We start from the raw sequence: 15,339 nt of genomic DNA, 5'->3' as shown, positions 1-15,339 counted from the left end.
GCTGACGATGCACAAAGCCGTCAGCGGCGTTTTGTTGTGGAAGCGTATTTTATATGTAAGCCCGGAAAATCCGCGGATTTTCCGGGCTTACATTTTCACAGACTGAGGAAAAGAGAAACTGCTTATTATAAATGACAGTTTTCCCAGCTTTGCAGAGCGGCCAGCTGGGTCTCGGTATGGAACCAGTGCTCCCCGCCCTCCAAAATGGTCAGGTGCGCCCCGGTCTGCTGCCGGAACTGCTCCATGGCGGTGTGCCCGGTAAGGGGGTCTGTATCAGCATAGAGCACCTGTGTAGGCACTTTCCAGTGCAGCGGGTGCTCCCGCACCCAGCACAGATACGGCCACGAAAGCGTCTTCCCAAAGTCTGTGGGGATCTCCCCTGCCGCGCGCAGCTGCTCCTCCGTTACCCCTGCCTGCTGCATCAGGTCAAGGATCAGCTTTTCCATATCCACCACCGGGGAGACAAGCAGTGCCTTTTCCGGCGTTTGCGTCTGCAACGCCTGCATGGCAAACCACGCACCGATGCTGACCCCATACACCCGAATATGTTTCCACACCGGCTGCATCCGGGCATAGACCGTTTGCAGTTCCCGGGTGACCACCCACGGCACCAGCTTTTCCGGGCTGTTTTTCCGGGTGCCGTGCTCCGGCAGATCGACAGCCAGCACCTGCCAGCCTGCCGGGCAAGCTGTGCGGGCAAAGCGGGCAGCCTCGGCTGCGCTGCCGTTTTTGCCGTGGACGTAGAGATAGACCCGGCGGCTGCGCTTGCCGTACAGGACAGCCGGGATGCCTGCGATCTCAAGCTTGATTTTTTCCATAACGGCTCCCTCCTGTTTTGGGGCGTTTTGCGCCCTGTTTTCTCTATGATAGCACAAGCAACAGCCAAACACAAACAGGAAGAAACTAATGCTAACACAATTTTGAATGGCCTCCGCTGCCGCTCTGGCCATTGTTCAAGGAAAGTATATTTTAATATTTGAGGTTCTGAAACGCCTGCGTGCGTTTCAGAACCTCTTTTTCACAGAAGGGGTCGTAACTGGAAACGGCTGCTGTTACCTCTTACGTCCTCTCCCGTGAAAATGGGATAACGGAGCGTCCGCAGACGCTCCGTTATCCCGAAATAATAAATCATAATTCCGCTGAATATGGCCAAAGCGCAGCGGAGGCCATTTGAAATCGTCCTGCACAAAAAGAGCCACCGCACAAACTTGTGCGATGGCTCTTGGGGTAGTGCTTTAGGTTTTTCTTAGCCGAAGATGTTGATCAGGATACCAGCAGCAACGGCAGAACCGATAACGCCGGCCACGTTGGGGCCCATGGCGTGCATCAGCAGGAAGTTGGAGGGGTTCTCACTCTGGCCGACCTTCTGGGAGACACGAGCGGCCATAGGCACGGCGGAAACGCCGGCGGAACCGATCAGGGGGTTCACCTGACCGCCGGTCAGCTTGTACATAACCTTGCCGCACAGCACACCGGCTGCGGTGCCGAAGGAGAAGGCGATCAGACCCAGCACGATGATGAACAGGGTGCGGGTGTTCAGGAAGGTGTTTGCACTGGTGGTGCAGCCAACAGACAGAGCCAGGAAGATGGTGATGATGTTCATCAGCTCATTACCGGCGGTCTTCTGGATACGATCCACAACGCCGCACTCCTTCATCAGGTTGCCCAGCATCAGCATACCGACCAGAACGGCGGCATCCGGCACGATGAGGGAAACAATGATAGCGACCATGATGGGGAAGATGATCCTCTCGGTCTTGGAGACGGTGCGCAGCTGCTTCATGACCACAGAGCGCTCCTTGGAGGTGGTCAATGCCTTCATGATGGGCGGCTGGATAACGGGCACCAGTGCCATGTAGCTGTACGCTGCCACAGCGATGCTGCCCAGCAGCTCAGGTGCCAGACGGGAGGTAACGAAGATAGCGGTGGGGCCGTCGGCACCGCCGATGATGGAGATGGCAGCGGACTGCTTCTGGGTGAAGTCCACCAGACCGGTAGCGGCCAGCAGACGAGCGCCCATGTAAGTACCGAAGATACCGAACTGTGCGGCAGCGCCCAGCAGCAGGCTCTTGGGGTTGGAGATCAGGGGTGCAAAGTCGGTCATGGTGCCGATGCCGAGGAAGATCAGCGGCGGGTAGATGCCCAGCTTAACGCCCATGTAGAGCATATCGGCCAGACCGCCGTTGTTCAGGATCTCGACCCACATGGGGTGCTCCAGACCGTCACCGACGAAGTACTGCATGTGGATGATGCCGCTGCCGGGGAGGTTGGCAAGGATCATGCCAAAGGCCATGGGTAGCAGGATCAGGGGTTCGAACTCCTTGACGATGGCGAGGTACAGCAAAAAGCAGCCCACGCAGATCATCACGGCGTACAGCCAGCCGCCGGGCTGGCCAAACTGTGCAAAGCCGGAACTTTGGAAAATACCGACCAGAGTATCAATAAACTGTGTCATGCTCTTCCTCCTGTGTTAAAACGGGGCCGTGGTGTCGTTCACGCCGGCCTTGCCCCAGCCATTTTTGCCACGACGCACTGCCTTAAGGGTGTACTTGCCGTTGCCCATTGCATGGATAGCAGCCATAATGGCGGCCACCACGTCACCGGGGATGCCCTCCTCTACCTGAGGAGCGGGCGCAGCCTGCTGTACCGGAGCGGCAGCGGGCTTTGCGGCGGGTGCCTGCGCAGCAGTCTTAGCGGCCTTCTTCTTGGCATTCATCGAGTCGAAGATCTTGCCCTCCAGCGTGATGATAGCCATCAGCAGCACGAGGATCAGGAACACCAGCACGATACCAGTAATGGTAACGACCACATCGAAACCTAAGTCCATGGTTTTTCCTCCTGTTTGTTGGATACTGCAAGCGATACAACATCGTTAGCAGAAAATCAATTTGGGTATAGTATACCGTATTTTGCCATTCATTTCAACAAAAATTAACAAATTTTATTTTTGCTGCTTTGTGATATGACATGGACAAAACGAACCAAGCTTAGCGGCGGCCGATGCGCGGAGTAGCATCCGTAAAGCCGGTTTCCAGCTTATCACCGATGGAAAGGCTCTGTGCCGTGCCCAGTGCAACGCAGTTTACGGGATCCGGCGAGACGGTGACCTCCACCTTCAGTTCCTGGCTCAGATATTCGGTCAGGCCGTGCAGCTGGGCACCGCCGCCGGTCAACATGACGCCGTTGCGGTAGATATCGCCTGCCAGCTCCGGCGGGGTTTTTTCCAGCACCTGATGGGCTGCGGTGCCGATCTGCTCGCTGAGCATCATCACCGGCTCGTACAGATCGTCGGTGGAAACGGTCACGCGCACCGGCAGACCGGTGAGCAGGCTGCGGCCCTTGATCTCCATGCTCTCGTGGAAATCGGTCTTTTGGGGGCAGCAGGCAACGTGCTTTTTCAGTTCCTCGGCGGTGCGCTGGCCAATGGCAATGCTGTATTTGTTGCGCACGTGCTTGAGGATCTCCTCATCGTAGTGGTTGCCGGCCACGCGCACACTGGTGGCCTTGACCTTGCCGCCAAGGCTCAGCACCGCGATATCCGTGGTGCCGCCGCCGATATCAATGATCATGCGGCCGTCCGGCAGGGTGATGTCGATGCCGGAGCCGAGGGCTGCGGCGATAGGCTCGTCGATCAGGTACACCTGACGGGCACCGGCTGCCACTACAGCCTCTACCACGGCATCGCTCTCAATGCCGGTAATAGCGGCGGGCACGCACACTGCCACCCGGGGCTTGACCATGTGGGAGCTGTACACCTGCTTGACAAAGCGGCAGATCAGCTCCCGGGTCATGGTGTGGTCGCTGATGACGCCGTCCTTCAGCGGGAAGATGGCGGAGATATAGTTGGGCGTGCGTCCCACCATAGCCAGTGCCTTGTCGCCGGCTTCCAGCACGGTGTTCTTGCGGGTATCCATTGCCACAACGCTGGGCTGGTTGAGCACCACGCCCTTGCCCTCCTGCGCGATGATGATGGTAGTAGTACCAAGGTCGATGCCAATATCATTCTGTGCCATAATTGCCTGAATCCTTTCTCTGCGTTCCTCTATCATGTATGTAACGCCCGCAGCTGCGGGCAAAAAACAAAGACTGCTTTAGTATAACATAGTTGCGGCAAAAAGTATACAAGCTTTGCCGCTGTTCTGCGCGGTTTTATTAGGAGCTCTCCCCTTCTGTACCGAGCTGCTGCGGCGGCTGTCCGGCCTGCAGCAGGGCGCACAGACCGCTGTAACGCAGGTTCTGCCGGATGTTGCTCATCATGCTGTTCACCACGTCCCTGCGGCCCGCCACAACGCACAATTTGCGCGCGCGAGTGACGCCGGTGTAGAACAGGTTGCGGTAGCACAGCCTTGGCGGCACCTGCGCCACCGGCAGGATCACCGCCGGGAACTCGCTGCCCTGACTTTTGTGCACCGTGATGGCGTAGGCGATCTCCAGCTCGTTCAGGTTTTCCGCCGGGTAGAGCAGCCGCCGGTCGTCCATGCGCACCACCATGGAGCGCTCCCGCAGGTTGATGCTTTCCACAATGCCGATATCGCCGTTGTAGGCACCCACGCCCTGCTCACCGCCGATGCGGTTCCAGACGATCTCGTAGTTGTTGCGCACCTGCATCACCTTGTCCCCTACCCGGAACACCCGGGCGGCGCTTTGCAGCTGGGGCTTGCCCTTCTGGGGCGGGTTGAGCAGGTTTTGCAGTTCCACGTTCAGTGCCTGTGTGCCGGTGGGGCCAAGCTTTGTGGGGCACAGCACCTGAATATCCCGGATGGGGTCAAAGCCGTAGCTCCGGGGCAGCCGGGTGGTGACAAGGTCGCACACCAGACGCTGGGCGGCCTCGCCATCGGACTCCAAAAAGAAGAAGTCATCGGTCTTGCTGCCCTTTTGCAGCGGCTCGCCGGAGATGATGTGATGGGCGTTTTCCACGATGAGGCTGCGCTTTGCCTGCCGGAAGATCTCGTTCAGGCAGACGGTGGGCACGCAGCCGGAGCGGATGACCTCGCTGAGGATGTTGCCCGCGCCCACGCTGGGCAGCTGGTCGGCATCGCCTACCATAATAATACGGCAGGTGTAGCGCAGCGCTGCAATGAGCGCCTGAAACAGCTTGACGTCCACCATGCTCATCTCGTCCAGAATGACCACGTCACACTTGAGCAGGTTTTTGTCGTTATGGATAAAACTGACCACGCCGCCGGTATAGTCCACCTCCAGCAGGCGGTGGATGGTGCTGGCCTTGCGGCCGGTCAGCTCGCTGAGCCGCTTGGCAGCGCGGCCGGTGGGCGCGCACAGGGCTACCCGCTCGGCCTGATTTTCCAGCAGCTGCAAAATGGCGTTGACCGTGGTGGTCTTGCCCGTGCCGGGGCCGCCGGTGAGCACAAGGCAGTTCTCAGTCATAGCCTTGCGGATGGCTTCCCTTTGCAGGGGGGCGTAGGCAAAGCCCTGTGTCAGCTCCAAGATCTGGATGTTTTTATCCAGATCCCGGGCCGTGTTCTTGCCGCGCTTTGCCAGCAGGTTCAGCCGGTCGGCAATGTCCTGCTCTGCAGCCAGCAGATCTGGCAGGTAGATATAGGGCACGGCATCGAACATTTTTACACACAGTTCTTCCGTTTCGATGCAGTGATCCAGCGCACGCGCCAGCTTTTCCGGCGGCTGGTGGATAAAGTTGGAGGCAGTTGCCAGCAGCTGTGCCCGGGGCAGACAGGTGTGGCCGTTGCCCGCATTGTGGCGCAAAGTGCGCAGCAGGGCAGCTTCCAGCCGCTGGGCGCAGTCCCCTTCCATGTGGTAATACTGGGCGATGCTGTCCGCGTGGCGGAAGTCCAGCTGCAGCGGCTCCCCGCACAGCAGATAGGGGTTTGACGCAATGGCCTGCATCGCCCCCACGCCAAAGGCTTTGAACACCTCCATAGCCTTGCGGGGACTGATCTCAAACTGCGCCAGATAGGCGATGAGCTCCCGCATTCCGAACATCCGCTTGAACTCCTGCTGGATGCGGTCGGCCTTATCCGGCGAGATGCCGGGGATCTTGGTCAGCCGGGCGGGGTCGTTGGCGATGACCTCCAGCGCTTCAGCCCCGAACATATCAATGATCTTATCCGCAGTTCTTGCGCCGATATACGGCAGGGAACGGCTGGCCAGAAAGGCATACACCGCTTCCAGATCCTTGGGCATATCGGTCTCGCATTCCTGCGCGTGGAACTGGCGGCCATAGGTGGCGTGGTTTTCGTACCTGCCGCGGCAGATGACGCTTTCGCCTGCGTGCAGCTCGCCTACGATGCCGCAGACCACCGTGAGCACCCCGCCGCCGGAGATCTCGAACACCACATAGCCGTTATCCTCGTTCTCGTAGATGATATCCTCCACGACGCCTTCGATCTGTTCCAGCTGCTGCTCGTCCACCAGCTCCACCTCCTTTTGCACAGACATTATAAGTATAGCCCTTTTGGCGGGATTTGTAAATTGTAGAATCCGCAAAATCCCCGGGCGGCTCTCGCCTTTTTCCGGCGGTTGTGCTATACTGGGCGCAAACACTACGTCACGAAATGAGGAGCAACAATGGAGATCATCATTCATCAGGCCATTCTGCACGTTCTGGATACCACCATGGATGCGCCGGTGCTCAGCGGCGGGCCCATGGAACTGACCGCCGAAAAAAACGCCTACCTGCAAAACCACATTGAAAAGCTGCTGGCCAGCGACGACATCCGCCAGTGCCGCCCGCTGCCGGACTCAGCCTTTAAAAATGAGCTGGAACACAATCAGGACTTTGTGGATCTTTCCTGCCGCATTGCCGGGGTGCTGTTCGACTATATGCACGCCCACACCACCATCCCCGGGGCAGACCTTGCCGTGGTGGATTTTACCCGGGACGGTGCGCCGTGGCTGGGCATCCTGAAGCTGAACTACAAAAACGGCTACACCCACTATACGGAGACTGTGGAGGGCGCACCGGTGAACTCCATCATCCAGCAGCGCGCCTGCCTGCCTACCCAGAGCGGCAAGGTGGAGGAGGGCGCACTGGTAGACCTGACCGATTACTCCATGCGGCTGCTGGAAAAGAAGTATGATATTGACGGCCACAAGGAGTTTTACCTTTCCACCGTGGTGTTCCAGTACACCACCGCCCAGCCGGAAAAGAAAAAGCTGCAGGCCATTCAGGAAGCTGCCGTGCAGGCTGTGCAGGAGAACTACGCTGAAACGCCCCATGTGGAGGCACAGGTGGCCATGATGATTGCCAATCAGGCTGCCGACAACGACAATCAGGTGTCCATCCAGCAGGTGCGCCAGCAATTGGAGGAGGAATATCCTCTTGCCGCCGTGCCCTTTGACGATTATGTAGAAAAGAGCGATGTCATTGACAGCGCCGCCCAGCCGGTGACTGTGGCCCCCGCCCGCATCCGCCGCATGGAGAGCCGCAGCCTGCGCACCGCCAACGGCATTGAGGTAAAGATCCCCACCGAACTGTTGAACGCCGAATCGGAGGTAGAGTTCCTGCACGCCGATGACGGCAGCATTTCCCTGCTGATCAAAAATGTCATTTTGTAAGCTTTAACTGCAAAATCTTGCAAAGCCCTGCGTTCCGCCTTGCTATCCGCAGGGTTTTGTACTATACCTGTGTTGTATCTTTCGTGGTATATGCGTTATGGCCTAGAGGAGGAGAATTTTATGGAACTGGCTCTCATCACCGTGCAGCAGGTCGCGGTCTTGTTCCTGCTGATCGGCACAGGCATGGTGGCGGTCAAAACCGGCGTGCTCAAGCTGGAAAACAAGCAGGCGCTTTCCAATCTGCTGGTGTACATCATTGTGCCGGCCATGGTGGTAAACTCTTACCGCATGGAATTCAGCGCCCAGATCTTGCACAATCTGCTGGCGGCTTTCGGCATGAGCGTCCTGTCCGTGCTGCTGGGCACTGTGATCACTCTGCTGCTCACGGCACGCAAGACTGGCAGCAGGATGCCCATTTTCCGGTTCGCCTGCATTTTTTCCAACGCAGCATACATGGGCTTCCCGCTTATTTCGGCGCTGTTCGGCTCCGAAGGTCTTTTGTATGCCAGTGCCTACGTTACCGTGTTCAACATTCTGCTGTGGACGCTGGGTTATGGCCTTGTCAGCGGCGGTTCCAGTGTAAAAGAGGTTGCCCGCAGTCTGGTGCGCACCCCGGTACTGTATGCCATTGTGGTGGGGCTGGGCATCTATCTGCTGCAGATCCCGCTTCCCACCCTGATCACTCAGCCACTGGAACTGTTGGCCGGAGTGAACACCCCGCTGTCCATGCTCATTACCGGTATGCTGATTGCCGCCGGTGACGTGCGCAGCATCGTAACCGACAAGCACATCTGGAAGCTTGCCTCCGTGCGTATGCTGCTGATCCCGGTGGCTACGCTGGCGCTGTTCGGGGTGCTGGGCTTCCACGGCACTGCCGCACAGGTGGTCACGCTGCTGGAATGCTGCCCGGCCGCCGCCATCACCTCGGTATTTGCGGTGCAGTTCGGCCACGATGAGCACTTTGCCGCCGGAAGCGTGGTGCTGACTACCCTGCTCAGCATCGTCACCCTGCCGCTGTGTGCGCTGATCATCACCATGGTGATGTAAGCAGAGCCGCCGCCCAGTAGCAGTATATTTATATTGTAAGAAGGACGATTTAAAATGCCTTCCGCGTCTTACGGGTTGCGGCACCCAGCATCCGCATCGTGCCTTGGACGGCACGCGCGTCTTGCTGGCCGCTGCCCCAACAACTCCTCCCTGTTTCCGCCACTGGCGGCGGTCGTCGTCGTTGCTGGGCATAGCCAGCAGAAATAGTATTTTAGATTTCGGAGTAGCGGAACGCCTGCGGGCGTTCCGCTACTCCTTTTTCACAGGTGGGGTCGTGATGGAAAACGGCAGATGCAGCGCCGCTTCCTACGGAAGCGCGACGCTGCGGACATTCCCGACCATTGCCGCACGAAACAAAAAAGCCATCGTTTTTGCATCTCTGCATCAACGATGGCTTCGTATTGGAGCGGCCGACGAGGCTCGAACTCGCTACCTCCACCTTGGCAAGGTGGCGCTCTACCAGATGAGCTACGGCCGCATATCCGGTGCATTTATCCCTGCACCCTCCCGAGCGATTCTTGCGAATTTCGGGGCCCCCGCGAAAGCTTGCGGAGCAAGATTTTGTGGGGAAAAGGAGAAAATCTGGTATTCATCACAGAAGTCTTGCTTGCAAGACTTCCCGATGAATGACAGGATTTTCGACGTGGTGCCTCCGATCGGAATCGAACCAATGACACGGGGATTTTCAGTCCCCTGCTCTACCGACTGAGCTACAGAGGCAAATACGACCCGGATCGGGCTCGAACCGACGACCCCCAGCGTGACAGGCTGGTGCTCTAACCAACTGAGCTACCGGGCCATATGGTGGAAGTTAACGGGCTCGAACCGCTGACCCTCTGCTTGTAAGGCAGATGCTCTCCCAGCTGAGCTAAACTTCCACATATGGAGCGGCCGACGAGGCTCGAACTCGCTACCTCCACCTTGGCAAGGTGGCGCTCTACCAGATGAGCTACGGCCGCACATTCCATTTGTTTGTACCGGGCTTTCGTCCGGCGACGTTGGTTATTATACCGCACACTCCGGCAGTTGTCAACCACAAATTTACATTTTTTCAAAAAAGAATGTCTTTTTGCTCTGATACGTTCTTTTTTATTTTGCGTGCGGCGAGGACTCCGCCCTTTTCACCCTGTTTCACACCGCTGTGTGTACGGGCAAAATACAGTTGCTTTCTATTTCACAAACTATTATAATAAAGAGGACGCTTTGTCAAACGGAAAATGCACCCGCGCGGATGCAGCTTCCATTTATAGAAAAGAAAAAGGAATTGCGAAAAGAAAAAGGAATTGCCAGCAAAAAGGAGCTAACGCAATGTATAAGATCACTGAAAAGGTCGCGCTGAACCCCACCGTGACAAAGATGGTCATCGAAGCCCCACTGATCGCCAAAAAGGCAAAGCCGGGTCAGTTCATCATTGTACGTCCGTTTGAGGACAGCGAGCGCATCCCCCTGACTGTGGCCGGTTACGACCGCGAAAAGGGCACTGTGGATATCATTTTCCAGATCGTGGGCGGTACCACCATGGAGCTGAACAGCCTGAACGCAGGCGATTGTGTCCACGATTTTGTCGGCCCGCTGGGCCGCGCCACCGAGACCGAGGGTCTGAAGAAGGTGTGCGTTGTGGGCGGCGGCGTGGGCTGTGCCATTGCACTGCCCATTGCCAAGGAACTGCACGATCAGGGCTGCGTGGTGCACAGCGTGGTCGGCTTCCGCAATAAGGATCTGCTGATCCTTGAGGACGAGTTCAACGCCTGCAGCGACGAGCTGCGCATCATGACCGATGACGGCAGCTACGGCACCAAGGGCGTGGTCACCGCTGCGCTGGACGAGCTGGTGGCTGCCGGCAACCAGTACGATCTGGTCATCACCATCGGCCCGCTGATCATGATGAAGTTTGTGGTCAAGACCTGCCAGAAGCACGGCCTGAAGAGCATCGTTTCCATGAACCCCATCATGATCGACGGTACCGGCATGTGCGGCGGCTGCCGCCTGACCGTAGGCGGTCAGACCAAGTTTGCCTGTGTGGATGGCCCGGACTTTGACGGCGATCTGGTGGATTTTGACGAGGCAATGGCACGCGGCACCATGTACCGCCCGTTTGAGGCACACGCCCGTGAGGCAGCCTGCAACCTGTTCAAGACTCAGGAGGGAATGTAAAATGGCTTTCAATATGGACCCTAAAAAGTGCCCCATGCCCACGCAGGACCCCAACGTCCGCAACAAGAACTTTAAGGAAGTGGCTCTGGGCTACACCGCCGAGATGGCTGTGAACGAAGCCAAGCGCTGCATCGGCTGCAAGAACAAGCCCTGCCAGTCCGGCTGCCCCGTGGGTATCGACATCCCGGAGTTTATCGCTCACGTTGCAGAGGGCGACTTTGAAGCCGCCTATCAGGTGATCAACCGCTCCTCTTCCCTGCCTGCCGTCTGCGGCCGTGTCTGCCCGCAGGAGAGCCAGTGCGAGGGCAAGTGCACCCGCGGCATCAAGAACGAGCCGGTGGCTATTGGCCGTCTGGAGCGCTTTGTAGCCGACTGGCACCGCGAGAACGTGCACACTGCACCCGTCGTTCCCGAATGGAACGGCCATAAGGTTGCCGTCATCGGCGCAGGCCCTGCCGGCCTGACCGCCGCCGGCGATCTGGCAAAGCTGGGCTACAAGGTCACCGTTTACGAGGCTCTGCACGTTGCAGGCGGTGTGCTGATGTACGGCATCCCCGAGTTCCGTCTGCCCAAGGCCATCGTCCAGCAGGAGATCGACGGCCTGAAGAAGATGGGCGTGGATTTTGAGTGCAACATGGTCATCGGCAAGGTGCTGACCATTGACGAGCTGATGGGCGAGTACGGCTACGAGGCTGTGTTCGTAGGCTCCGGCGCCGGTCTGCCCCGCTTCATGAACATCCCCGGCGAGAGCCTGAAGGGTGTGTACTCCGCTAACGAGTTCCTGACCCGCTCCAATCTGATGAAAGCTTACCTGCCCACCAGCAAGACCCCCATCCGCACCGGCAAGAAGGTTGCCGTTGTGGGCGGCGGCAACGTGGCTATGGACGCCGCCCGCAGCGCCCTGCGTCTGGGTGCCGAGAGCGTGTACATCGTCTACCGCCGCGGCATGGCTGAGCTGCCCGCCCGTAAGGAAGAGGTGGAGCACGCCGAGGAAGAGGGCATCATCTTCAAGACCCTGTGCAACCCTGTTGCCATCCACCCGGACGAGGACGGCTTTGTACACTCCATGACCTGCATCGAGATGGAACTGGGTGAGCCGGACGCTTCCGGCCGCCGCCGTCCCATTGAAAAGCAGGGCAGCGAGTTTGAGCTGGAAGTGGATACCGTGATCATGAGCCTGGGCACCAGCCCCAACCCGCTGATCCGCTCTACCACTCCGGGTTTGGAGACCAATAAGCACGGCTGCATCGTGACCGAGGGCGACGAGGGCAAGACCAGCCGTGACGGCGTGTACGCCGGTGGTGACGCTGTGACCGGCGCTGCTACCGTCATCAAGGCCATGGGTGCCGGTAAGGCAGCTGCAAAGGCCATGGACGAGTACATCCGTAATAAGTAATAATAAATACAAAACGAGGGCGCTGCACTTTTACTGTGCAGCGCCCTCATTTTGTGTTTTTAATGTACGCCAGCCAGCTCCTTTACGGGGCGGCCGGTGCGGGTCATCTCGATCTTGCGGGACTTATCGTAACAGTAGCGGATGATGGCCTGCCGCCGCACAATGCCGATGAAAATGCCCCGGTCATCCACCACCGGGACGAAGTTCTGGCTCATGGCAGCTTCTACCAGTTCATCCATGCTGGTGGTCACCGTGACGGCCTTGTAGTCCCGCTTATGCGCAAACTCTGAGATGGGAATGTCTTCGGCGGCTTCCAGATCCAGACCATGGTATTTTTTCAGTCCCCACAGGATATCGCCCTCGGTCAGGGTGCCCACATATTCGCCCTTGCGATTCAGCACCGGAATGGAGGCGTAGCGGTTATTTTCCCACTTTTCCAGCGTCTGCCGGAGGGTGAAGTCATCGTAAACGTACATCAGATCCTGCTTTGGGGAAAGAAAAAAGAGAATGTTCATGCCAACAACTCCTATCGCATTTTTTGCAAGCAATACCTGTTGGAAGGGTCTGCCCACGCTATGTAATGTGCCGTGCGTCCGGCGTATTCCGGGAAGTATCATGGAAAAAGGGGGCTGACCGCCCCTTTTCCTTTTCATTTATATTTTAGCACTTTTCCATAGGCAAAGAAAGCCAGACAAGGAAGCTTTTATAATTTATTCACAGATTGTTTTTCTTTATTTGTCATACTTCCCGTTTTGATGGGTTCCGCACAGCCTGCCTTCAGCATACCACGCCCGCTGCGCAAAGCGGCGCGAGGGCTGTCGAAGGAATTTGCTCTTTTTTCTTTACAAAAACCATGCAAAAAGAGCGCAAAAAGCAGTAAATCCAACAATTTGAACTGTACAACCACGGTGCAAAGTTGTATAATAGGGTGGGTGTTTATCTGAGGCAAGTTTCGTTTTGCACAGCCAATGCCCCCGACCCTTGCGTGTATTTTTATAAAAAATAACATAAAGGAGCAGAGCGACTATGATCACTTCCCGTTTCCCGCTTGGGAATGTCAGCTTTACTGATGGGTATTTTTCCACCCTGGTGGGTGAAGCCACCAAACAGTGCTACGGCGTTGCTGCCATGGCTCCCCGTGATATGACTGACGCTGTGAAAAGCATGGTATACGGTTCCGATTACCCGGAAAAGGGTGTGCGCGTGACCCAGCAGAATGGGCGTCTGGTGATCGAGCTGCACATTGCCGTCAGCTACGGTCTGAACATTTCCACCGCCGCCCGCAGCATCTCCCACCGTGTCAAGGACGAGGTAGAACAGGCCACCGGGCTGAAGGTCGCCCGCGTGGTGGTGTCCGTGGATGACGTCATCGCCTGATTTGTCTGCAAACCCGAGCCGGGATTTTCCGGCCAGTTACTAAGGAGTAAGAACAATGATTTCTGGTAAGATCCTGCGCGACGCCATCATTTCCGGCGCCAACAACATCAACAACCAGCGTTCCCGCGTGGACGAGCTGAACGTTTTCCCCGTGCCGGATGGCGACACCGGCACCAACATGGGCATGACCGTGGGCTCTGCCGTGCGTGAGCTGGAGGCTCTGGACGACAGCTGCACCGTGGGCGAAGCTGCCAAGACTGCCGCTTCTGCCATGCTGCGCGGTGCGCGCGGCAACTCCGGCGTTATCACCAGCCTGCTGTTCCGCGGCTTCTCCAAGGCTTTGGAGGGCAAAAAAGAGGCTGACGTTGCCGATATCGTGGCTGCCCTGCAGAAGGGTGTTGAGGGCGCTTACAAGGCCGTGATGAAGCCCACCGAGGGCACCATTCTGACCGTTGCCCGCGTTGCTTCTGAGGAAGCCGCTGCCAGTGATGCCGCCGATGTGCCCGCCCTGTGGGACGTGGTGCTGACTGCCGGCCAGAAGGCACTGGACGATACCCCCAACCTGCTGCCCGTGCTGAAGAAGGCCGGTGTTGTGGACGCAGGCGGTCAGGGCATTATGGTCATCTTTGAGGGCATGGGCAAGGTGTTCCACGGGGAGGCCATTATTGCCGGTGGTGAGGCTGCCCCCAACAAGGCAAAGCTGTCCACTGAAAATGCCGGTAAGGGCGTGTTTACTGACGACCTGATGAAGGTGGAGGACATTACCAACGGCTACTGCACCCAGTTCCTCATCAATAAGTACGAGGGTGCCAGCGCCGCCAAGATGCGCGCCTTTGCAGAGTCCAACGGCGACAGCGTGGTCTGCATTGAGGATGACGATGTTATCAACCTGCACGTTCACACCGCCGACCCCGGCAAGATCCTGAGCGAGGCCATCAAGTACGGCTACCTGACCAACTTCAAGATCGAGAATATGCACGAGCAGTTCCTCGCCCGCCAGAAGCAGGGCAAGAGCCTTGAAAAGCAGGCTTCTGCCGAGAAGGCTCCCTCTCAGGCCAGTGAGTTCATCTATGCTGCCGTGGACCCCAGCCGTGACTACGGCTTTGTGGCCGTTGCCGCCGGTGAGGGTCTGAAGGCTGTGTTCACCGATCTGGCAGCAGACGCTGTGGTATCTGGCGGTCAGACCATGAACCCCTCCACCGAGGACATTCTGGCAGCCATCCAGAGTGTTCCCGCCAAGACCGTGTTCGTGCTGCCCAACAACAAGAACATCATTATGGCTGCCGAGCAGGCACAGAAGCTGGCGGACCGTCAGGTGGTGGTGCTGCCCACCCGCACTGTGCCCATGGGCATTACCGCACTGCTGAACTTTGACCCCTCTGTGAATGCCGAGACCAACACCATCAACATGATGGCTGCTGCCGACAAGGTATCCACCGGTCTGATTACCTACGCCGCCCGCGACAGCGAGTACGACGGCAAGCGCATCCGCAAGGGCGAGATCATGGCGCTGGAGAACGGCAAGATCGTTTCCACCTCCACCGATATCACCAAGGCCACCTACCGTCTGGCACGCAATATGTGCAAGAAGGATTCCAGCTTTGTCACCATCATCTCTGGCTGTGACGTGAGCGACGAGGACGCCGAAAAGGTTACTGAAATCGTCAAGGCAAAGTGCCCCAACCATGTGGAAGTAAGCCACATCCGCGGTGGCCAACCCGTTTACTACTATATGATCAGCGTGGAGTAAGCACTCCCCTGCCCTGATCTGTATCACTGCAAACAAAAATCTCCGCATTGGGTATCGCACCCAGCGCGGAGATTTTTTGCTT

Annotated in this window: 13 protein-coding genes and 5 tRNA genes; 6 read left to right on the top strand and 12 right to left on the bottom strand. The window is 57.6% G+C overall.

Features of this window, described 5'->3' with window-relative positions; translation table 11 throughout:
* Positions 1-125 precede the first annotated feature (125 nt).
* The 5 genes from C7J97_RS03620 to recD2 all read right to left on the bottom strand — a co-directional run bounded on the left by C7J97_RS03620 (position 126) and on the right by recD2 (position 6,414).
* On the bottom strand, positions 126-818 hold the full coding sequence (locus tag C7J97_RS03620; RefSeq protein WP_113993224.1) for an alpha/beta hydrolase: 693 nt from the start codon (positions 816-818) through the stop codon (positions 126-128).
* A gap of 428 nt (positions 819-1,246) precedes the next feature.
* Positions 1,247-2,455, bottom strand: a complete 1,209-nt coding sequence (locus C7J97_RS03615; RefSeq protein ID WP_005923974.1) for a sodium ion-translocating decarboxylase subunit beta — start codon at positions 2,453-2,455, stop codon at positions 1,247-1,249.
* 15 nt (positions 2,456-2,470) lie between these two features.
* The gene (locus C7J97_RS03610; RefSeq protein WP_005923971.1) at positions 2,471-2,827 is read right to left on the bottom strand and encodes an OadG family transporter subunit; all 357 of its coding nucleotides are present in this window, start codon (positions 2,825-2,827) and stop codon (positions 2,471-2,473) included.
* Between the two features lie 160 nt (positions 2,828-2,987).
* Positions 2,988-4,013, bottom strand: a complete 1,026-nt coding sequence (gene mreB / locus C7J97_RS03605) for a rod shape-determining protein (RefSeq protein WP_015538108.1) — start codon at positions 4,011-4,013, stop codon at positions 2,988-2,990.
* Between the two features lie 139 nt (positions 4,014-4,152).
* Positions 4,153-6,414, bottom strand: coding sequence for an SF1B family DNA helicase RecD2 (gene recD2, locus C7J97_RS03600; RefSeq protein WP_113993225.1), 2,262 nt, complete (start codon positions 6,412-6,414; stop codon positions 4,153-4,155).
* A gap of 129 nt (positions 6,415-6,543) precedes the next feature.
* On the opposite strand from recD2, the gene C7J97_RS03595 reads away from it, so the two are divergent.
* The gene (locus C7J97_RS03595; protein ID WP_113993226.1) at positions 6,544-7,533 is read left to right on the top strand and encodes a nucleoid-associated protein; all 990 of its coding nucleotides are present in this window, start codon (positions 6,544-6,546) and stop codon (positions 7,531-7,533) included.
* A 120-nt stretch (positions 7,534-7,653) separates the two neighbouring features.
* Entirely contained in the window at positions 7,654-8,580 is a 927-nt protein-coding gene (locus C7J97_RS03590) for an AEC family transporter (RefSeq protein WP_113993227.1), read from the top strand.
* A 402-nt stretch (positions 8,581-8,982) separates the two neighbouring features.
* On the opposite strand, the gene C7J97_RS03585 is transcribed toward C7J97_RS03590, so the two are convergent.
* The 5 genes from C7J97_RS03585 to C7J97_RS03565 form a co-directional block, all read right to left on the bottom strand.
* Positions 8,983-9,058: transfer RNA gene (locus tag C7J97_RS03585), tRNA-Gly, on the bottom strand.
* 166 nt (positions 9,059-9,224) lie between these two features.
* A tRNA-Phe gene (locus tag C7J97_RS03580) sits at positions 9,225-9,300 on the bottom strand.
* A gap of 5 nt (positions 9,301-9,305) precedes the next feature.
* A tRNA-Asp gene (locus tag C7J97_RS03575) sits at positions 9,306-9,379 on the bottom strand.
* Between the two features lie 3 nt (positions 9,380-9,382).
* Positions 9,383-9,458 (bottom strand) — tRNA-Val (locus C7J97_RS03570).
* Between the two features lie 5 nt (positions 9,459-9,463).
* Positions 9,464-9,539: transfer RNA gene (locus C7J97_RS03565), tRNA-Gly, on the bottom strand.
* Between the two features lie 349 nt (positions 9,540-9,888).
* Here C7J97_RS03565 and C7J97_RS03560 point away from each other — a divergent pair.
* Positions 9,889-10,734, top strand: coding sequence for a sulfide/dihydroorotate dehydrogenase-like FAD/NAD-binding protein (locus tag C7J97_RS03560; RefSeq protein WP_005923953.1), 846 nt, complete (start codon positions 9,889-9,891; stop codon positions 10,732-10,734).
* A 1-nt stretch (position 10,735) separates the two neighbouring features.
* Positions 10,736-12,130, top strand: a complete 1,395-nt coding sequence (gltA, locus tag C7J97_RS03555) for an NADPH-dependent glutamate synthase (protein ID WP_113992049.1) — start codon at positions 10,736-10,738, stop codon at positions 12,128-12,130.
* A 59-nt stretch (positions 12,131-12,189) separates the two neighbouring features.
* Here the strand turns inward: gltA and C7J97_RS03550 are convergent, their stop codons facing one another.
* A complete protein-coding gene (locus C7J97_RS03550) occupies positions 12,190-12,645 on the bottom strand; it encodes a CBS domain-containing protein (RefSeq protein WP_015538105.1) in 456 nt (151 codons plus the stop codon).
* Between the two features lie 188 nt (positions 12,646-12,833).
* Positions 12,834-13,139, bottom strand: a complete 306-nt coding sequence (locus C7J97_RS15170; RefSeq protein ID WP_207657556.1) for a hypothetical protein — start codon at positions 13,137-13,139, stop codon at positions 12,834-12,836.
* 17 nt (positions 13,140-13,156) lie between these two features.
* Here C7J97_RS15170 and C7J97_RS03545 point away from each other — a divergent pair, with 17 nt between their 5' ends.
* The gene (locus C7J97_RS03545) at positions 13,157-13,507 is read left to right on the top strand and encodes an Asp23/Gls24 family envelope stress response protein (RefSeq protein ID WP_005923940.1); all 351 of its coding nucleotides are present in this window, start codon (positions 13,157-13,159) and stop codon (positions 13,505-13,507) included.
* A 55-nt stretch (positions 13,508-13,562) separates the two neighbouring features.
* Positions 13,563-15,257: a DAK2 domain-containing protein gene (locus C7J97_RS03540; RefSeq protein ID WP_113992048.1), complete on the top strand. Its 1,695-nt coding sequence runs from the start codon at positions 13,563-13,565 to the stop codon at positions 15,255-15,257.
* Positions 15,258-15,339 lie beyond the last annotated feature (82 nt).

Origin of the sequence: Faecalibacterium prausnitzii (assembly GCF_003324185.1) — a bacterium.
Taxonomy (GTDB): Bacteria; Bacillota; Clostridia; order Oscillospirales; family Ruminococcaceae; genus Faecalibacterium; species Faecalibacterium prausnitzii.
This window is presented reverse-complemented; position numbering and strand designations above follow the sequence as displayed.